This window comes from Virgibacillus aidingensis, assembly GCF_010994035.1.
GTDB lineage: Bacteria > Bacillota > Bacilli > Bacillales > Amphibacillaceae > Virgibacillus_N.
Genome location: NZ_WIXN01000007.1, coordinates 108,962 through 130,373, shown reverse-complemented (window position 1 = coordinate 130,373; position 21,412 = coordinate 108,962). Strand labels below are relative to the sequence as shown.

General features: G+C 40.1%; 17 protein-coding genes. All 17 read left to right on the top strand.

Annotated elements, in window-relative coordinates; all coding sequences use genetic code 11:
* On the top strand, positions 1-573 hold a 573-nt coding region (locus tag GHD25_RS08000), incomplete at its 5' end, for an electron transfer flavoprotein subunit beta/FixA family protein (RefSeq protein WP_240452278.1).
* Between the two features lie 175 nt (positions 574-748).
* Positions 749-1,729 (top strand): electron transfer flavoprotein subunit alpha/FixB family protein, encoded by a 981-nt coding sequence (locus tag GHD25_RS07995; protein WP_164215862.1) that lies wholly within the window; start codon positions 749-751, stop codon positions 1,727-1,729.
* 212 nt (positions 1,730-1,941) lie between these two features.
* Positions 1,942-3,102 carry an acyl-CoA dehydrogenase family protein gene (locus GHD25_RS07990; protein ID WP_164215861.1) on the top strand — a complete coding sequence of 387 codons (1,161 nt, stop codon included), beginning with the start codon at positions 1,942-1,944 and terminating at the stop codon, positions 3,100-3,102.
* 16 nt (positions 3,103-3,118) lie between these two features.
* Positions 3,119-4,468, top strand: coding sequence for an MmgE/PrpD family protein (locus GHD25_RS07985; protein ID WP_164215860.1), 1,350 nt, complete (start codon positions 3,119-3,121; stop codon positions 4,466-4,468).
* 104 nt (positions 4,469-4,572) lie between these two features.
* Positions 4,573-5,238, top strand: coding sequence for a GntR family transcriptional regulator (locus GHD25_RS07980; RefSeq protein ID WP_164215859.1), 666 nt, complete (start codon positions 4,573-4,575; stop codon positions 5,236-5,238).
* Between the two features lie 128 nt (positions 5,239-5,366).
* Complete coding sequence (locus GHD25_RS07975; RefSeq protein WP_164215858.1) at positions 5,367-6,224, top strand: HpcH/HpaI aldolase/citrate lyase family protein; 858 nt, start codon at positions 5,367-5,369, stop codon at positions 6,222-6,224.
* Positions 6,225-6,250: 26 nt separating this feature from the next.
* A complete protein-coding gene (locus tag GHD25_RS07970) occupies positions 6,251-7,402 on the top strand; it encodes a CaiB/BaiF CoA transferase family protein (RefSeq protein ID WP_164215857.1) in 1,152 nt (383 codons plus the stop codon).
* 24 nt (positions 7,403-7,426) lie between these two features.
* Positions 7,427-7,963 carry a MaoC family dehydratase gene (locus tag GHD25_RS07965; protein ID WP_164215856.1) on the top strand — a complete coding sequence of 179 codons (537 nt, stop codon included), beginning with the start codon at positions 7,427-7,429 and terminating at the stop codon, positions 7,961-7,963.
* Positions 7,964-7,968: 5 nt separating this feature from the next.
* Positions 7,969-8,811 carry a fumarate hydratase gene (locus GHD25_RS07960; protein ID WP_164215855.1) on the top strand — a complete coding sequence of 281 codons (843 nt, stop codon included), beginning with the start codon at positions 7,969-7,971 and terminating at the stop codon, positions 8,809-8,811.
* 34 nt (positions 8,812-8,845) lie between these two features.
* Entirely contained in the window at positions 8,846-9,409 is a 564-nt protein-coding gene (locus tag GHD25_RS07955) for a Fe-S-containing hydro-lyase (RefSeq protein WP_164215854.1), read from the top strand.
* 349 nt (positions 9,410-9,758) lie between these two features.
* A complete protein-coding gene (locus tag GHD25_RS07950; protein ID WP_164215853.1) occupies positions 9,759-12,455 on the top strand; it encodes a penicillin acylase family protein in 2,697 nt (898 codons plus the stop codon).
* A 456-nt stretch (positions 12,456-12,911) separates the two neighbouring features.
* Positions 12,912-14,486: an ATP-binding protein gene (locus GHD25_RS07945; protein WP_240452277.1), complete on the top strand. Its 1,575-nt coding sequence runs from the start codon at positions 12,912-12,914 to the stop codon at positions 14,484-14,486.
* Between the two features lie 25 nt (positions 14,487-14,511).
* Positions 14,512-15,174: a response regulator gene (locus GHD25_RS07940; protein WP_205601343.1), complete on the top strand. Its 663-nt coding sequence runs from the start codon at positions 14,512-14,514 to the stop codon at positions 15,172-15,174.
* 159 nt (positions 15,175-15,333) lie between these two features.
* On the top strand, positions 15,334-16,335 hold the full coding sequence (locus GHD25_RS07935; protein ID WP_164215850.1) for a DctP family TRAP transporter solute-binding subunit: 1,002 nt from the start codon (positions 15,334-15,336) through the stop codon (positions 16,333-16,335).
* A gap of 19 nt (positions 16,336-16,354) precedes the next feature.
* The gene (locus tag GHD25_RS07930; protein WP_164215849.1) at positions 16,355-17,389 is read left to right on the top strand and encodes a TAXI family TRAP transporter solute-binding subunit; all 1,035 of its coding nucleotides are present in this window, start codon (positions 16,355-16,357) and stop codon (positions 17,387-17,389) included.
* A 208-nt stretch (positions 17,390-17,597) separates the two neighbouring features.
* Positions 17,598-19,619 (top strand): TRAP transporter permease, encoded by a 2,022-nt coding sequence (locus GHD25_RS07925; RefSeq protein WP_164215848.1) that lies wholly within the window; start codon positions 17,598-17,600, stop codon positions 19,617-19,619.
* 115 nt (positions 19,620-19,734) lie between these two features.
* Entirely contained in the window at positions 19,735-21,174 is a 1,440-nt protein-coding gene (locus tag GHD25_RS07920; protein ID WP_164215847.1) for an SLC13 family permease, read from the top strand.
* Positions 21,175-21,412: the final 238 nt, after the last annotated feature.

Here is a 21,412-nt window from a genome sequence, read left to right as displayed (position 1 = left end):
CAGCTGCGCACTGCCCTGGCTATGGGAGCGGATAAAGCGGTTCTCATTAATACTGAAGATGACCTGGAAGAAGGAGATGCTTTTACAACGGCAAAAATTCTCGAAGCCTATTTTGAGGGCAAAGAAGCGGATCTCATTCTTGGCGGAAATGTGGCGATTGATGAGGCAAGCGGCCAGGTTGGTCCGAGACTCGCTGAATACCTGGGTATCCCGTATGTCACGACTATTACGGATTTGAAAATTGAAGGTGAAAATGTAACGATAGAAAAAGACGTGGAGGGTGTCGTGGAAATTGTGGAGACAAGCCTGCCGCTGCTCGTTACCTGCCAGCAAGGTCTGAATGAACCGCGCTATCCGTCTCTCCCGGGTATTATGAAAGCAAAGAAAAAACCGCTGGAAGAGCTGGAAATCGATGATCTCGATCTGGATGAAGATGATGTAGCAGCAAAAACAAAAACGATCGATATATTCCTGCCGCCTGAAAAAGAAGCGGGCAGAGTGCTTGAAGGTGATGCCAGCGAGCAGGTGCAGGAACTGGTTTCCATACTTAAAAATGACGAAAAAGTGCTGTAAAGGGACAACACCCGCTTAGATTGCACAGTATGTTTCTATGGTACCGGTTATCGATCGGAAACTACGGTTGCCGGAATAGGTATAAAAACTAGGAAACTATAAGATTATGCAACGATTACAGCTAAATCGATAAATAATTTGGATTCATTTTGCTGACAGAAAGGAGCAAGGAGACGTGAGTAATAAAGTATTGGTTATAGGCGAATCAAGAGATGGCGAATTGCGTAATGTGTCATTTGAAGCCATCGCAGCAGCGAAAAAGATAAATGCAGATGAAATTGTAGGTGTCGTACTGGGGGCAGGCGACCTCGAAGCACAGGGAGAGGAAATGATCAAATATGGTGCAGACAGGGTGGTTACCGTTGCCCACGACAACTTAACAACGTATACTTCCGAGGGTTACGGCCAGGCAGCACTTGCAGTCATTAACGATGAATCTCCGGACGGCATCGTGATGGGTCATACTTCCATTGGGAAAGACCTGACGCCAAAACTGGCAAGCAAGCTGGGAAGCGGACTCGTTTCCGATGTGGTTGAGATCGATGTGGACGATGATAAGGCAGTGTTTACTAGACCAATCTATTCCGGGAAAGCATTTGAGAAAAAAATTGTAACAGACGGCATCGCGTTTTTTACAATTCGTCCGAATAACATCGCGGCATTGGAAAGAGATGATTCACGTTCCGGAGATGTTACTTCCAAGGAAGTGGACGTGACAGACATTCGCACCATCATTAAAGATGTCGTCCGCAAAGCATCAGAAGGCGTGGATCTGTCAGAGGCAAATATAATTGTCGCGGGCGGCCGCGGTGTAAAAAGCAAGGAAGGCTTTGACTCGCTGTATGAGCTTGCCGATGTATTGGGCGCAGCAGTGGGTGCTTCACGCGGTGCATGTGACGCGGAATACTGTGATTACTCCCTGCAGATCGGCCAGACAGGTAAAGTGGTAACACCCGATTTATATATAGCGGTTGGTATTTCCGGAGCAATTCAGCACCTAGCCGGGATGTCCAACTCCAAAGTCATTGTAGCAATTAACAAAGATTCGGAGTCCAACATCTTTAACGTAGCGGATTATGGCCTTGTTGGCGATTTGTTTGAAATTGTTCCGATGCTGACGGAGGAAATTAAAAGACTAAAGAAATCAGCCTTATAAAAAATGAAATGAAACTCCTTCAATTACCGGTTTTCCTTATGGGAAGACCGGTATATTTTTTTGCAAAAGTGATCAGCAAATAATAATAAAAAAACAAAACCTCTAGACATTGGATATTGGATACAGTATACTAATCAATAACATCTTAGATTAATAGTAATTATCCAACAATTGAAATTACATTAACAAGATGCCACAAGGAGGAAATCAAAATGGCGATCAGCACAGCAGAGGAAGTGGACTTAATTCGTCAAAGTGTCCGCTCACTTTGTGAAAAGTTTCCCGAATTCTACTGGAGAGAAACAGATGAAAAGAAACAGTACCCTGAAGAATTTATTCAAACACTTACAGATGAAGGATGGCTTTCCGTTCTAATTCCTGAAGAATATGGCGGAGCAGGACTTGGCATGTACGAAGCAGGAGTAATCTTAGAGGAAATTAATCGTTCGGGTGGCAATGCGGGTGCCGGGCATGCGCAAATGTATACAATGGGAGCTATACTGCGTCATGGAAATGAAGATCAAAAGCAGCGCTATTTGCCAAAGATCGCAAGCGGGGAACTGCGCCTTCAGGCATTTGGTATAACTGAACCTACAGCTGGAAGTGACACTACGAGTATTGAAACTACAGCGGAAAAGCGGGGAGATAAATACATAGTTAACGGCCAAAAAATTTGGATATCACGAACGGAGCATTCTGACCTGATGCTGCTGCTTGCCCGTACCACACCGAAAGAACAAGTGAAAAAGAAAACAGATGGGTTAAGTTTATTCATACTTGACATGAAGGATCAAAAAGCTAACATTACCATTCGCCCTATTGATACGATGATCAATCACGCTACTACGGAAGTGTTTTTTGAAAATACGGAGATTCCAGCAGAAAACTTAATTGGTGAAGAGGGCAAAGGATTTAAACAAGTACTAAGCGGAATGAATGCAGAGCGAATTTTAATTGCATCCGAGAGTATCGGTGATGGAAAATACTTTATTGATAAAGCGGTAGAATATGCAAATGAAAGAGTGGTATTCAATCGTCCTATTGGCAAGAACCAAGGTGTGCAATTCCCGATTTCTGAGGCTTACATGGATATTGAAGCAGCAGCATTAATGCGTGATAAAGCAGCAAATCTATTTGATACTGGGGAAAATTGCGGTCCTGAAGCCAATATGTCCAAATACCTTTCAACAGAAGCGACGTGGAAAGCAGCCAATGCGGCCATGACTACTTTTGGAGGGTATGGTTTTGCAACGGAGTATAATATAGAACGGAAATTCAGGGAAGCCAGATTATTTATTGTTGCCCCGGTAACAAATAATCTCGTTACCTCCTATGTTGGGCAGCATGTGCTTGGACTTCCGAGATCCTTTTAATTAAGGGAGAGATACAATGAGTTTAAGTGAAAAGCTGGCAGATTATATCTTAAATACCAGTTATGAAGATCTGCCTTCTGATGTAGTGGAGTTTACTAAAATATGCCTATTGGATTATTTTTCTTCAGCTATCGCAGGTTCCGAGCAGGAAGCCATTCAAATAATCGATGAATTGGTCAAAGAAATGGGAGGAGAACCGCAGTCTGCTTTAGTAACTGGTGGAAAAACCTCCGTGACACAAGCTGCATTGTTAAACGGAGCTGCAGGTCATATTATAGAACAAGATGATATTCATAAAAGTTCTATTATCCATGCTGCTACAGTTGTTATTCCTGCTGCACTGGCCATTTCGGAATGGAAAAAACTTACCGGGAAAGAATTGATTACAGCTATAGTAATAGGTTATGAAGTATGTTATCGGATAGGTGAAGCAGTTACTCCTTCTCATTACTATTACTGGCATAATACAGCTACATGCGGAACATTCGGTGCCGCAGCTGCAGCTTCAAAATTACTGCAGTTAAACAAGAAGCAAACCATCCATGCACTTGGTAGTGCAGGCACTCAGGCTGCCGGACTTTGGGAATTTATAGAAGATGGCGCAATGTCCAAACAACTGCATCCCGGTAAAGCAGCCATGAACGGAGTAATTAGTGCCTTGCTGGCAGAAAAAAACTTTTCTGCAGCACAGAAAATACTGGAAGGCAAACGCGGCTTTTTTGAAGCAATGAGTGAAGCGTATGATGTTTCCAAAGTCACTAATAAACTGGGTGAAGAATTTAAAATTATGGAGAATTCATTTAAGGTTCATGCTTCATGCCGGCATACGCATCATGCCATGGATATAATGATGGATCTCGCTAAAGAAAGTGACATTCAGCTGCCGGACGTTGAACGAATTAATGTGAAAACTTACCAGGTGGCAATTGATATTACCGATAATGCAGACCCGAAGACTCTATACGCTGCTAAATTCAGTCTGCAATTTTGCACTGCTTTAGCATTACTTATCGGGGATGGCGGGGTGGACGCATTTAATGAAGATAATTTATGGAATGATAAAATACGTCAACTAATGAAGCTTGTAAATGTAAGTGTTGATCCGGAAATAAATAAGCAATATCCCGATAAATGGGGAGCTATTGTGGAAGTTGAGCTGACTTCCGGGAATTGGATAATAAAAGAAACTGATTTTCCAAAAGGAGATCCGGAAAATGCTGTTTCAACAGAAGATCTTTTAAAAAAATTTAAAACGTTAACAAATAGCTTAGCCGCCTCAGCACAAAATTCCTTATCAGATAAGCTGCTGCATTTAGAGAGTTTAAATACAATAGAAGATTTATTTGATTTTACAAAAGTACAATAATTCTAGGTTTAAAGCAGATTAGTACTATTTCATTTGATGCTTCAATTTTTGTAATGGATGAAGTACAATTTTAGGAAATAATCAAAATGAATGGAGTAATACAAATGACTGAAAAAATTGACTTGAAAATAGGGAACCGAGAAATGCTGCATAATCAGGTGTGCAGTGTATTGAGAAGAGCAATTTTAAAAGGAGACTTTAAGCCTGGTCAGCGATTGGTGCAAACAGAGCTCGCAGAATTAACCGGAGTCAGCAGAATGCCGATCAGGGAAGCGCTTCGGACCTTGGAACTGGAAGGATTGATCAGTATAGAACCGCATAAAGGAGCGGTCGTTCGTCCGCTTAATAAAGAAGATATTCTGGAAATCTACGAATTGCGGTCTGTTCTCGAGCCGCTTGGTCTGAAAAAGAGTATGGGAAATTTCACAAAGCTGGATATTGAAAAATTAACTTTCTATCATCATGCTATGATGGAAACAGACAGTGCAGAAGAATATGTAGAATTAAATGCGGATTTTCATCAATTGTTATTCAGCCGCTGCAACAGTCCGAGGCTATTAGGTTTTATTGAAACGATCTCCCGGGGATTTCCGCAGGATACCCCTCAGCTGATACCAGGCCAAATTGGAAAATCCAATCAGGAGCATGAGAAAATTTTAAAGGAAATCAATAATAATCATCCGGAAATGGCAGCTTCCTTTTTGGCGGAACATATTGAACGGACTGGAAAAGAGCTTATACGTTCCATGGAAAATAAAGATTTTAAATAAATGTAATTTCAATCAAAAATGAAGCGAATATTTTTTTATAAATTGTATCGCATCCAACAGGATCGATAATACAAGCCCCATGAGTAATATGTACTCCAAAAGCAGTTAGAAAGGGAGTGGTCCATCCCATGCTGAGAACCTGTATGTTTATACCGGGAGACAATGACAGGCAACTGGAAAAAGTAAAGACACTATCAGCTGATGCGTATATTCTTGATTTGGAAGATGCCGTTGCAGAAGAGAATAAAACCATCGCAAGACAAAAAATAAAAAGATTGATAGAAAATACGGGGCATCTGACTATATTTGTACGTGTAAATGCTTTGAAAACAGATTTTTTTATGGAGGATATACAGGAGGCAGTCCATCCTAACTTGTCAGGAATTGTTCTTCCAATGACCAAAAAAAAAGAGGATATTGTAATCACAGACTACCTTCTTGGACAAATGGAAAAGAAAAACAATATGCAATGCGGTTCACTGGCGATCATACCGATTATTGAATCAGCTTCCGGCCTTTATAACGCGTATGCTATAGCTTCAGCTAGTCAAAGAATTTCCTGTCTGGCTTTTGGTGCTGAGGATTTTATGCTTCATATGAATATAAATCCGGACGGGGAGCAAAAGCCATTACTCTATGCCCGTTCAAAACTTGTTGCAGACTCAAATGCTGCCGGAATTAATCCGCCTATTGATTCTGTTTATACGGATTTTCGGGACAAACAAGGGTTGAAGACTGCAGCAATGGAGGGAAAAAAGCTTGGTTTTCAAGGGAAACTTGTGATACATCCCAATCAAATCCAGGTGGCAAATGCGATGTTTTCCCCCTCTGCCGAACAAATAACAGAAGCCGGGAGAATAGTAGAAGCTTACAATGAGGCTTTATCGTCCGGTTCGGGTACTGTTCAAGTTAATGGAAAAATGATTGATGCCCCGGTTGCTGAAAGGGCAAAAAGGATTTTGGAAGCAAGAGAAAGATGCACATAAGAAAATAAAAAAAGAAGGTGAGTAAAATGCTGCCTCTAGAAGGCATAACCGTAGTCACTTTGGAACAGGCAATTGCAGCTCCCTTTGCTACTCGTCAGCTAGCTGATATGGGAGCAAGAGTCATCAAAGTTGAACGGCCTGAAGTAGGGGATTTTGCAAGAAATTATGATACTGCAGTAAATGGCCTTTCCAGTCACTTTGTTTGGTGCAACCGGTCTAAAGAATCAATTGAACTTAATCTGAAAGCAGAAGACGGAAAAGAAGCCCTTCGCCGTTTGATAGATAAAGCGGATGTTTTTATGCAAAACCTGGCACCGGGTGCAATAGAAAGAATGGGGTTCGATCCGGAAACATTAACTGAAAAGCACCCTGAATTAATTGTTTGCAGCTTATCAGGCTACGGAAAAGGCGGTCCATATGAAACAAAGAAAGCATATGATTTGCTGGTTCAGTGTGAAGCAGGCCTTGTTTCCATCACGGGCAGTGAAGAAATCCCTTCAAAAGCAGGGATTTCCATCGCTGACATTGCCGCAGGAATGTATGCGTATACAGGAGTTTTAACAGCATTATTAACTAGAGCAAAAACCGGTAAAGGAACTGTACTGGAAATTTCCATGCTTGAAGCCCTCGGTGAATGGATGGGTTATCCATCATATTATGCAGCTTATGGCAAAGAGGAACCAAAGCGTGCAGGGGCTAGCCATTCGACAATTTATCCTTATGGCCCGTTCATTTGCGGGGATGGAAAAAACGTGTTTATCGGCTTGCAAAATGAACGGGAATGGAAAAGCTTTTGTCACCGTATTCTGGAACAGCCGGAACTAACGGAAGATCCAAGATTTGAAAGCAACTTCAACCGATCTGAAAATCGGGCTGAACTAAAAGTCATTATTGAAAATAGTTTTAATGAAAAGACATCTGATGAAGTTATTGAAAAGGTGGAAGAAGCCAATATTGCCAATGCGCGGTTAAATACGATGAAGGAATTTTTAGAGCATCCGCAATTAAAGGCAAGAAATCGCTGGGATCAAGTTCAAACACCGGCCGGCGAAATCGCTGCACTTAAACCGCCGGTAAACATGAAAAACGCACAATCAGTAATGAAACCAATTCCTGCGCTTGGAGAGCATAACCAATCCATTTTAAAAGAAATTGGTATGCCTTCGCTGGCTGAATAACCAATGAAAGAGGGAGAGAATTTTATGGCAGTAAAGGATGGCTGGAATGGAAGGTTTTATGAGGATTTTGAAATAGGGGATATTTACCCGCATCCGCTTGGAAGAACGGTAACAAAAACGGATAATATTTATATGACTCTATTAACGCAAAACACGAATCCGATTCATTTTGACAGCTATTATTCCAAACAGACGGAATTTGGGCAGCCATTGGTAGATTCCACATTCACGATTGCTTTAGTAACCGGCCAGTCGGTAACAGACCTTTCGCAAAACGCAATGGCCAACTTAGGCTGGGATGCAGTGCGCCTGCCAAAACCAGTTTTTGAAGGAGATACAATCTATTCTTTTTCTGAAGTTTTGGATAAAAGGGAATCCAAGTCACGCCCAAATGTCGGAATAGTTCATGTGAAAACCAGTGGTTACAACCAGCGTGGGGAAGTTGTCATTACTTTTAAACGGACATTCATGATTTACAAAAAGAAACATGCGCCAAAAAAAGAAAATACGCTATTAAATAAAGTGTTGGAGTCACAGACAACAGTTAATGCCAAGAGGTGAAAAGTGTGAGGGTACTTCATTACGGGGAAATCGTTAATAAAGTTGCATCCCTTTGCCAGGAAGCAAATTATGATTTGGGGCAGGATGTCATTTCCGCTTTTGAGCAGGCTGTACAGACAGAATCCTCGGAAATTGGAAAAGGCGTACTTCATCAGTTGATTGAAAATGCAAATATTGCTGCTGAGGACCGTGTTCCCATGTGCCAGGATACCGGCGTTTCCGTATTCATTGTGAAGCTTGGCCAGGATTGTCATATTACCGGCGGAAATCTTTATGACGCTATTAATGAAGGGGTAAGAAAAGGATATGAAGAGGGTTATCTGCGCTATTCCATTGTGGACGATCCTTTAAACAGAAAAAATACCGGAGATAATACTCCTTCTGTTATCCATATCGAATTAGTGCAGGGTGAACAGCTGGAAATTCAAATGAATGCAAAAGGCGGCGGGGCAGAAAATATGAGTGCCCTCAAGATGCTTACACCAAGTGACGGAATAGAAGGAGTAAAAAAGTTTATTATGAATACAGTCAAACAAGCCGGTCCAAATGCATGTCCGCCATTAGTAGTAGGGATTGGCATCGGCGGTAATTTTGAAACCTGTGCTTACCTCGCAAAAAAATCTTTGTTTAAACCAGTAGGAGAGCGGCACTCAGACCCGGATCTTGCCAAATTGGAAGAAGAATTAATCCAGTCGATTAATGCACTGGGAATCGGTCCTCAAGGGCTGGGAGGAACCACAACAACGCTGGATGTAAAAATTGAAACAGCTCCCTGTCATATTGCAGCACTTCCAGTGGCTGTTAATTTAAACTGTCATGCGAGCAGGCATAAATATGCCGTATTATAATCAGCTAACTCATTAGATTTGCGGAGGTTGAATAATGGCTCCATTAAAATTAGAAGTACCATTTCAAGATGCAGCTGTAATCAAAAAGCTTCATGCCGGAGATCAGGTATTGCTGAGCGGAACTGTATTTACAGCCAGAGATGCTGCACACAAACGAATGGCAGAACAGTTGGAACGAGGAGAAAAACTTCCCATTGATTTAACAAATCAGGTTATTTACTATGTAGGACCTACTCCTGCAAAACCTGGACAGATTATCGGATCAGCAGGACCTACAACAAGCAGCCGGATGGACAAGTACACACCGCTGCTTCTGAAAAACGGGTTAAAAGGATTGATTGGAAAAGGATACCGGAGTCAAGCAGTAATTGAATCCATTGTAAAAAATGCTGCTGTTTATTTTGCAGCAATTGGCGGATCGGGAGCATTGCTCGCTAAAAGTATAAAATCGGTGGAAGTGATCGCATATGAAGATTTAGGTACTGAAGCTATCCGGAAATTGGAAGTAATAGAGTTCCCGTGCATGGTGATTAACGATGCAGAAGGAAGGGATTGGTATAAGGAATCCCAGGCTATGTTTAAAAATAATGATAACTAGTTAGTATGTGTTAGTTAAAGAAAGCGTCTCATGAATCCTTATTGGAGGGCAGGATGATGGGCGCTTTAGTTATTTTTGAAAAAATGTATATAATTTTTAATCTCAAAGTTTAAGTTTCTATAATAAGACCAAAAAAACCAAAAAGATCAATATGATAGTTTTATTGTTATTATTATGAAAGCGCTTTAAAATCATGGTGAAAAACATTTTTATTCAGTCATCGATGATGCTGAGCTGCCGGCAAGAGATACTTCATGGCAAAAAGTAACTATACTTTGGTCAAGATGGAAGGAGGGGTTGGGGAAGACCGCAGAATAAAGTCAATAAAATTTTATTAGGAAGTGAGATTATGAACAAGAAGAAAGTTATACCAATTGCTCTTGTATGTTTGCTTTTCATTACACCTTTTTTCTCGAGTGCTTCCAGCGATCCATATCCGAACGATATTACTTTACATGAATTGGAAGGACTTGAAAAGCCTGCTGAGATACTGGTGGATGAGTGGGGAATTCCGCATATTTATGCGTCTTCCACGGATGATGTTTATTTTGCACAGGGATTTAATGTGGCACGAGATCGCCTATGGCAAATTGATCTGTGGCGCAAAAATGGGCTGGGAGAACTTTCAGAAGTTCTTGGTCCTGAATATATAGAGCAGGATAAAGCTAAAAGGCTATTTTTATATCGCGGAGACATGGAAGAGGAATGGGACGCTTATGGTCCGGATACCGAAGAAATTGTGACATCCTTTACTGACGGGATCAATGCTTACATCGAAATGATAGAAGAGGATCCTGATTTACTCCCGGAAGAGTTCAAGGTGCTTGATTATGAGCCATCTAAATGGGAACCGGAAGATGTAGTCCGTATTCGCAGTCACGGTTTGACTAGAAATGTTAACAATGAAGTAGCACGAGCACTTACATTAAGGGAACATGGAGAAGAGGTGGAGAGTGTCCGTAAGCGTCTTCAGCCTGAATGGGAAACTACTGTACCAGAAGGCTTGGATCTTGATGATATTTCAGAAGACATACTGGAAACATATAGATTAGGCACTCGGGGAGTATCTTTTGATAATGCCGGAAATGAGATTGCCTTTGAAGATATCGAAACTCAACTCACTGCTGGTAATTTGAACGATCAAATTGAGTATGAATCCGCACTGGGAAGTAATAACTGGGTTATCAGCCCGGAGAAATCAGAAACAGGCCGCCCCATCATGGCAGATGATCCTCATAGGGCAGTAGATGTTCCATCACTTCGATATATTACACATTTGTCAGCCCCAGGATTAGATGTTATTGGAGGTGGTGAACCTGTTTTACCAGGTATCTCTATTGGCCACAATGGTACAAGTGCATGGGGCTTAACAATATTTTCGATAGATCAGGAAGATCTGTACGTGTATGAGACCAATCCGGACAACCCGTCGGAGTACCAATATGAAGGTGATTGGGAAGAGATGACCTCTATCACAGAAGAAATTGAAGTTAAAGGGGTAGGGGAGAAAGTAGAAGAATTAGAGTTTACCCGACATGGCCCGGTTATTTATAAAGATAAAGAAAATAATAGAGCATTTGCAGTAAAAGCAGCTTGGCTGGAACCTGGAATGGCTCCGTATTTGGGCGGTTTATCATACATGGGAGCTGAAAGCTGGGATGAGTTCTATGAAGCAATGAATAAATGGGGTTCCCCGTCCGAGAACCAAGTGTACGCAGATGTTAATGGAGACATTGGCTGGAAACCAGGGGGATTAACACCTGTCCGGGAAAACTGGGATGGATTATTGCCTGTACCTGGAGATGGAACCTATGAATGGGATGGTTTTCTGGACCAAAACAAATTACCATACGAATTAAATCCGGAAAGAGGATGGATTGGTACGGCAAATGAAATGAATCTGCCTGATGATTATGACTATGAAAAATATAAGCTTGGATTTGAATGGAGTGCACCATTTCGTTACCAACGCATAGAGGAGTTTATGGAAAGTAATGAAAAAATAGGGATCCAGGACTCACTGCAATTGCAAACAGATTATACGTCAGTGCCGGGTCAACGTATTACTGGTTTATTAGATGATGTTCTATCTTCTGATGAGAAAGTAAACAAGGCTTTGGATTTATTGCGGGAATGGGATGGCGAGCTTTCTGTTGAAACTTCTGCCGGTGCGTTGTTTGAAGTATGGTACCAACAATTTTTACGTGATGCAGTGGTAGGAGCAATTCTGCCAGAAGAAGCAGCAAATCACATTGGATCCGGTGATCCTGTTGTTACTTTAGATTTATTGGAAAACCCGGATGACCGTTTTGGTGAAAATCCTGAAGAAACTCGAGATCAGATTTTATTATCAACTTTAGCTGATGCCATCGATCATATGGAAGAATTACTCGGTCCGGATATGAATGATTGGCAATGGGGAGATCTTAAACACGCTTATTTAGATCATCCTTTATCAGATATGGTTGATGAAGCGCAGGCAGAAAAAATGAATATTGGACCTTTGCCTCGAGGCGGCAGCGGTGACACGGTTGGAGCTTCGGGGTATAATTCGGATTTCCAACAGACCCATGGTGCAACCTTTAGATTAGTAGTAGATGTTGGTGAATGGGATAATTCTATTGCGATGAACAGTCCAGGTCAGTCTGGTGATCCTGACAGTAAATTCTACGATAATTTATTTGAAAAATGGGCAAATGATGAGGCAATACCATTGTTATACAGCCGTGATAAAATTGAGGAGGCAACGGACCAGCGGATAATTTTACTTCCTGAATCGGAAAATAGTGCAGTCGGCATACAGACATTAGTTGAACATTTTGAGGAAGAAGGTGAATTTACCGGCGACGATGCACCATATCATTTAAAGCTCCATTTAACAGCTGTAAATCAATACGAAAATCAAGGTGATGCAGAAAAAGTTGTTAAACACATGGAAGGTTTTAAGTTTTTACTTGACTATCAAAAAGATAATGAATTGCTTTCCGAATTTGCATATAACACACTTATGTACCAGGCTGATAATTTAATTGCGAAATGGGAGTAGGAGATAATACTTTAGAGAAATCTATTTTATGTGGCAGAGTTTTACTCTGCCACAAATATTTTCTTTATGAATTGTATGGGCTTAAACAATTATCTAATTAAATAATTGTTAGAGAACAATACTTGAAATGAATATAAGAATTATTGCAAGAGTCATACCTTCATGTTCTGCGGTTATTTGACTCTTATTTAGTTTGTAAAAGACTTTGGGAAAAGCAGAATGGAGAATGAATATAGAGACATTTAAGTAAATTATTTCTAGGAGTACTTAAATAAATAAAGAAGAAAGAGAAATAAGCGATATATCTCTATTTCCAAAGGTACTAGGTTCAAGGTTCTGTGAAAAGAGTAACGCATAGGTATTAGGAATGAATTATTAGAAAAGGTGGAAAAATATAGAATAATATATGTTAAAATAATAAAAAGCTTACAATCTACCATTATTTGTGAGGCAATTATGGTGAAAAAACGAATTAAACTACGCACAAAAATATTAATCCTTTCTTCTATTTTAGTCTGCTCTTCTGTTTTGGCAAGCGGCTGGATGATGCTCATTAGTATATCGGATTCATTTGAGGAGGAAATTGGCGAACGTGCTATTGCCATCGCCAGAACGCTGACACAACTGGATGACATTATTATTAATGTAGGACAGGAAGGGGGAGAGGAATATATACAGCCAATAGCGGAGCGTATTCGTCTATCTACCAATGTTGACTATATCGTTATATTGGACATGGACCGTATCCGCTACTCCCATCCCTCGGAAACAAGAATTGGGGAGGTATTTGCGGGAGGGGATGAAGCCGCAGCCTATTCCGAACATGAATACACTTCAAAAGCTGTAGGTGAACAAGGATATGCGATACGTGCTTTTGTTCCAATTATGGATGAAGCAGGAACGGAGCAGATAGGAGTAGCTGTGGTTGGTATTCTGGCGCCAACTTTTCAGTCTTTGGTGAAAGATTACCAGAGTAATTTGCTAGTTTCACTTGCATGGGGATTACTCATTGGTATAGGAGGGTCCTGGCTGCTTGCCACCAATGTAAAAAAACAAACCTATCAACTGGAACCATATGACATTGGCAGAATGTTTGAGGAGCGGCATACAATAATGCAAACCTTGGATACAGGGGTCATTGCTACTGATGACAAAGGAAAAATCAGTTTTATGAATACCCTTGCCGAAAAGTATACGGGCTTTTCATTTTCCGGCCATAAAAATATTCGGGAAATATTTACACACTCCTGGATAGCGGAGCAGCTTTTGGAAAGTGAAAAGGTGATTAATAAACCTGTATCTTTTAATAAAACGATGTATCTGGCTTCTATTTATCCTATTTTTGTTAAAAAAGACTTTATGGGTCTATTAATTATCTTAAAAAACCGATCTGAAATTCACCAGCTGGGTGAAGAGCTTACAGGTGTTAAAAGTCTGGTTAGTGCACTCCGGGCTCAAAATCATGAGTATATGAATAAGCTTCATAGTATTGCCGGGCTGATCCAGCTGAACAGAACAGATGAAGCGCTGGAACTGCTTATCGAAGAAACCTCTGAAGAAGAAAATATGATTCAGTTTTTACGGGACAGAATTGACGACTATGCAGTATCAGGACTTTTACTGGGTAAACGATCCCGGGCAAGGGAATTAGGAGTGCATTTATGGATTCATGAGAATAGCTATTTAGAGAAAGTCGTCGAAGGTTTTAGCACTGGCGATTTGATTACATTGATGGGAAATCTGCTTGATAATGCTATTGAAGCTTGTGAGCATACCGAACAAAAAGAAATTTGCTGTCTGATTCAAGGCAGTGCCAAGTCTTTATATATCACGGTGGAAGATACGGGCAAAGGGATACCTGCTAAAGAAAAAGAAGTGATATTTCAAGAAGGCTATAGTTCGAAGGCAAAAGAAGGGAGAGGGTTTGGACTTGCTCTAATAAGGAATATTGTAGAGGCAAATCAAGGTGAAATAAGCATTACTTCAAAGGAATCAAAAGGGACATTCATTGAAATATTTGCAAGTAATTAGCACAAAAAAATAGGAGTGGGTGATGATGATTAATGTGATGATTATAGAAGATGACCCAATGGTGCTTGAAGTAAACAAAGGTTTCCTTGAGAAAATGGAGGGATTTCATTTGCAATCTTCATTTGAAAATGGAAAAGCAGCACTGGAAAAAGTTTTTGAATCTCCCCCCGATCTTATTTTGCTTGATATGTTTCTACCCGATATTTCCGGGTTGGATGTATTACAGGAAATACGGGATAAGGAAGTCCCTGCCGACATTATACTAATTACAGCTGCCCGGGATGCTCAAACAATACAGCGAGTATTTCGACTTGGCGCCGTTGACTATTTAGTAAAACCGTTTCGTTTTACGCGTTTTCAGCAAGCATTGGAAAGTCATAAGAAAATGTGGATGAAACTACACCAGTCTCAATCATTAAACCAGGAAGATATTGACGGGTGGAATAAAATAAAAAATGAAATGAGTGAAATCCCTCCGAAAGGACTAAGTGAAATTACCTTGAAGCAAATTTATATGGCTTTATCAGATGAACAAAATCCGGTTACTGCGGAAGAACTCGCTGAAAGGTTGGGCATGGCAAGAGTGACGGTTCGCAGATATCTTGAATATCTGGAAAAACAAGAAAGGATAACAGTACAGATAGAATATGGTAAGGTGGGCAGACCAAGACATAACTATTCTGTATAAATTGATCAAGCATTGGCTTAGACCAAAAAGAACAAAAAGATCAATATGAATATTTTATTGCCCTTATAATGAAAGCGCTTTATAATCTGAAATGTTAGAGATATAGGTTGGAAAAGGTGGTGAGTAAAAGTACCAGTACAATGGGTAAAAACCAGTTTGATGATAATTGTCTTAGTATTTATTGCAGCATGTCAAGTGCAATCCTTTCCGGAAGACCATGAACAGCTTAGCGAGGATGAACGTATTGTTATTCGTTTCTCCCATGTTGTAGGTGAAGATACGCCAAAGGGACTTGCCTCAAGGAAATTTGCAGAGCTGGTGGAGGAAAAAACGGATGGGTATGTTGAAGTACAGGTTTTTCCGAATAGTTTCCTCTATAAAGATGGAGAGGAGATAGAAGCACTGCTGGAAGGCGATGTTCAAATGCTTGCTCCGTCTACCTCTAAAATTACAGAGTGGGTTCCGGAATGGAAAGTAATTGACCTGCCATTCGCTTTTAGAAACGAAGAAGAGCTACATGATTACTTAAATAGTTCAGCCGGAAAAATTTTGGAAAATAAATTGGTGCAGAAAGGCTTTTATCCACTTGCTTTCTGGGAAAATGGCTTTAAACAAGTTACAAACAACAAAAATCCGTTACATTACCCGGAGGACTTCGAAGGACTTAATTTCAGGATTATGAGCAGTGATGTTCTAAAAGAACAATTTGAATTACTCGGGGCTGATGCTCAAACAGATTCATTTGATCAGGTTTTCCCTTTATTGGAACAGGGAGTACTAAATGCTCAAGAAAACACCTATTCCAATATAGTCAGTAAAAACATCCATAAAGTACAAAGTCATTTGACAGTGAGCAACCATGGATATTTAGGCTACTTGGTACTAATCAACAATGATTTTTGGCAAGGACTTTCGGATGAAGTCCAGGTGGTTATTTTAGACGCGATGGAAGAAGTAACGGAATGGGAAAAAGAAAAAGCAAGGGAATTGAATAAAAAAGAATATGAATATCTCCAAGAATGCCGTTGCATAGAAATTCATGAGTTAAGCGATTCGGAAAAAATTATCTGGGAAGATGTGTTAAATCCACTGTATGATAGTTTTTCGGAAATGTATGGAAAACAGTATATAGATTATTTACCGAAATTTCAAAATGAATAAATAATAAGGAGGAGTTTTTATGAAAGGCTTTAAAAAGTTTTATTTACTAGCATTTTTATTGTTCATTATGCTTCTTGCAGCATGCAATGATGAGGAAGCGGGGGGCGAAGATAATGGAGGAGACAGTGAAGCTGTAGAAGAAAAAGATTATCCTTCTACTGTAACAATTGGTACAGCTTCCCAAGGCGGTACGTATTATATTTGGGGAGGCGGCCTGGCTACTTTACTCGAAGGTCTCGATATAACATCAAATGTAGAAGTAACAGGTGGTCCGGTGCATAACATCCAGCTCTTGGATGTGGATGACATCCAACTTGGAATGGTTACGATGGGTCCGTTGTATGAGGGGTATTATGGAGAGGGAGAATGGGCAGATAAAGAATTCAGTGATATCCGGGTTATTTTCCCAATGTATAATACCCCATTTCACTGGTGGTCTACTGCCAGCTCAGGTGTTACAAGCATAAATGAACATGAAGGGGAACGGGTTGGTGTCGGACCTTCCGGTGGAACACCAGGGACTTATAATCCATTGATCTATGAGGCACTTGGTATTGAAACAGGTGATCAGGTTGCAGCAGGAGCAAGCGATATGGCTTCACAAATGTTAGATGGCCAATTGGATCATATCGGCTTTTCAGCAGGAATACCAATAGCTGCTGTGACAGAAGTGGAAACACAGGCGGATATTAATATTTATGGGATAGATGGTGAAGAACGCGAAACTGTAATGGAGGATTTGCCATATTTCACTGAATTTGTAATACCTGAGGATACGTATGATTCCCTTGATGGTGACATAGAAACAATTGCACAATTTAACTTTGGAGTTGTTCAAAAAGATGCGAATGAAGAGTTTGTTTACGATCTGGTTAAAGCATATCATGAAAATATTGACCAAATGATATCTACTCATGCATCCGCCCAGGAATCAGAGGATCCTGCTGCTATATTGGAAAATGAAGAATATCCAATGCATCCTGGAGCTATCCGTTATTATGAGGAAATAGGAATTGAACTTCCGGATGCAGTCTATCCTCCTGAGTGGGAATAAATAACTAACTTTATCTTTAAAAATTCAGGGTGAATTAAATAAGGCTGGGACAGAACGCTGAGTATGCATGAAAAAGACGAACAACCTGCCATAATTCCGAAGAGGGTTTTAAGTATAAGTTAAGTATGTTCGGATTTCTGCTTACTAAAAATTGTTTTGTCCCACCCTCATGAACATCGTTTCAGCATGTTAACAAGGAGGGGAATGCATGACAGAACAGAAAAACAATAATCAATCAAATAAGGATGTTGAGAAGCAGGAAGAACATAAAAATGAAATAAAAAACAAGAAAATAGATACGGCTATTACAGAGGATGATTTAGGCTCCTCTTCACAGGTAAGAGATTTGTCAGGTGTTGTCCGCAATTTATTTATGGCTATAGCTGTCATAGGAGCGCTTTATCATTTATATATACTTAACTTTAATCCAATCGACCCCTGGGTATTCCGCAGTACTCACTTGGCTTTTGGTACGGTTCTTGCTTTAATGCTTTACAAAGGAGGGAAAACAAAATCCAATAGAGTGGCAATAATAGATTGGGTGCTTATTGCTATTGCTGTTTTTATAGCTTTATATATTTATATAAACCTGGAGCAGCTCGTTTTTCGTTTTGGTGTTGCACCAACCACGATGGACTTTATCGTTTCCCTTCTTGGTTTATTGCTGGTTCTTGAAATAACGCGCCGGGCAAGCGGATGGATTTTGCCAATATTGGCATTTGTCTTTATCCTTTATTCCTTTGCAGGGCCATATTTGCCAGGAATATTAAATCATAATGGCTATTCACTGGAAAGGTTTGCAACTTATGTATATGGGCTGGACGGGGTCTTTGGGGTTACTACAGATGTATCCTCCAAATATATAATTCTTTTCATTATATTTGGTGCCTTTCTGCAAATGTCTGGGGTCGGACAATATTTTATCGATGTTGCCTTTAGGATAGCCGGCGGATTACGGGGAGGACCGGCTAAAGTTGCGGTTGTTTCCTCGGGTCTCATGGGAATGATTAATGGAACTTCAGCAGGTAATGTTGTGGCTACTGGTTCATTGACGATTCCATTGATGAAAAAAACAGGTTACCGGCCAATGTTTGCTGCAGCAACGGAAGCAACAGCTTCAGCCGGTGGGCAATTATTGCCCCCTATTATGGGTGCAGGTGCATTTCTGATGGCAGAAATTACTGGGATCCCTTACTCTGAAATTATTATAGCTGCGATGATTCCTGCTATTTTGTATTTCGTATCTGTTTATTTTATGGTGGATTTTCAAGCAATTAAAAGTGGAATGGTTGGTTTATCCCGAGACCAGTTACCTAACTTAAAAAAATTGTTGAAGAAATTTTATCTGTTTGCACCGGTCATTTTGCTGATTTACTTGCTTGTAAGCGGGTTTTCCGTTATTTTTGCCGGTACTGCCGGAATTGTTGCCTGTTTTGTTTTAAGCTTATTCAGTAAAGAAACTAGAATGGGGTTAAGAAAGGTATTGGAAGCATTGGAACTGGGAATGAAAAATGCTGTTCAGCTCATTGCGATTGTTGCTACTGCAGGAATTATTGTCGGGGTAATAGCATTAACCGGGATAGGACAGCGTTTTAGTTCTATGCTGCTTACAATTGCGGATAATAATCTTATCATTGCCCTGCTCTTTGCAATGGTGATTTCCATTATACTTGGAATGGGCATGCCGACAACAGCAGCATATGCGGTTGCAGCTTCTGTTATCGCACCTGGATTGGTGAATCTTGGGATTGACCCGATTATTGCTCATATGTTTGTTTTTTACTATGCAGTTATTTCTGCAATTACGCCGCCAGTTGCACTTGCCGCTTTTGCTGCAGCGGGCATTTCGGGAACAGATCCAATGAAGACCAGTTTCCAGGCTTTTAAAATAGGTCTAGCAGCCTTCATTGTACCGTTTATGTTTTTCTTTAGTCCCGAATTATTATTGGAAAGTGGTACAAAGGGAGGAATTGTAATAGCAGTAATTACAGCGCTGATTGGAGTGTATATTCTCTCAGCAGCCGTACAAGCATGGTTTTTTGGGAAACCAGCAAGCTGGTATAGCCGGATTATGCTTTTGATAGCTGCAATAATGTTTATGCTTTCGGGTATTCCAACGGATATTATTGGACTTGTCCTGGTTGCTTCAGTAGTAGTTATTCAAAAGTTTATAAATAAATCTGATACGCCCCGGAAGTCCGTAGTAGAGAGTGCCAGTACTTTATCTTAGCCGTTTATATGTATAGCAGCATAACTATCTTGGAAATAAACCCGTACCATTTATTCAGTGGTGCGGGTTCACTGGTTTGCATGTTTTATTACGAACTGTATAAAGAAGGTTGGATATGTTATTTAAGTCATGGAATTACCCATTTAATAGGCTAAAGTTATCCGGAAATATGGTTACATTTGTACTATCAACACTTATTTTTATAGGGTTATTAATCCTATTGCCGGCAGATGTCTCCTGGTCTGCAAAAGCTACTATAAGTATCATGGTTTATGGTATTTTATTATGGGCTTTTGAATCGCTCCCGCTAGGGATGACTTCTGTTTATATGATAGTTCTATTATTATTTTTACATGCTGTTTCAATCGATGTTGTATTAAGCGGTTTTGGATCCCCGGCTGTATTTCTGATTGTAGCGGGAATGATGATTGCCAAAGGGGTGAATGAAACTCCCTTAATGAACAGGATTACTTATACACTGCTTGCAAAATGGGGTTCTACAGCAAAAGGTATTTTTATCGGGTTGTTTTTACTTATGCAGATACAAGCATTTTTTATTCCTGCAACAGCTGTGCGATCATCTTTGATGGTACCTGTTGTACTTTCTGTACTTAAATCAGCGGGAGCAAGGAAAGGAAGTAATTTTAGCAAACTTATGCTTGTAGGAACAGCATATGCAGGAAATATTAGCGGAACTGCCGTTTTAACAGCTGCCATTGGCAACATATTAACGATAGAGATTTTGCAATTATATGTGGGGAGATCTTTATCCTATCTGGACTGGTTTTTGTATGCTTTTCCTATTTGGGTATTACTGATTGTGGTTATCCCCTATATAGTATGGAAGTGTTTTCCTCCCGAGAATTTTCCCTTTCATCTGCTCCATAAACAAATGGAAAAGAAAAAGGAAAGTATGGGAGCATTAAGCAAGTCAGAATTAAAGTGCATCCTTATTTTATCACTAACTGTTTTCCTATGGATAACACAATCTATACATGGATACCATCCCACTGTTCCAGCTTTGATGGCAGTGGTGCTAATGGCTATGCCCAGAATAGGTTTTGTGACATGGACAAAGTTAGTGAATGTTAATTTTGATTTGGTTTTATTAGTCGGTGCAACTCTATCATTGGGTTTTGCGTTAATTGAGTCAGGAGCAATTGATCTGCTGGAGGTGCTGGTTACTTCTGAAAATATATTAAATATTTTCGCTAACCCATGGTTTGCTATACTCATTGTTATTTTGCTATCGCAAATCTATCATTTGGGTGTTACGAATGTTTCAACCGCAGTAGTGACCTTGCTTCCTGTTCTCATCAGTTTGTCACTGCAGGCAGAACTTGACCCAGTTGTGATCAGTTTCACTTCTGCCATAACCATTTTGTTTGGTTATGTGTTAGTCGTGGAGACAATGCCGATGGTTGTAGTGCATGGAACCGGTATGATAAATCAGCGGGATTTTTATCTGCCCGGTCTGTTAGCCACGACTGCCAGCACTATTATAACTTTGATTGTAGCCTTTACTTGGTGGAGATGGCTGGGTTTTTGGCCGTAAATATCTTTCGAAAAAGAGGTAAGTGCAGTGTATAATTTAGGAAAGATATCCGAAGTGTATTGATAGAAATGGAAAGCAGCTTTTATATAAAATACTTCCTAGAACATCATTATTACTGTTTAGGAAATACACATTAAATCAGCAATGTAACTATAAAAAATTTAATAATAATATTAATGATTTTCTTAAAGAACCAATTTTTTAAAAGACCGTCCACCTGTGCCTGACTAGACGGTCT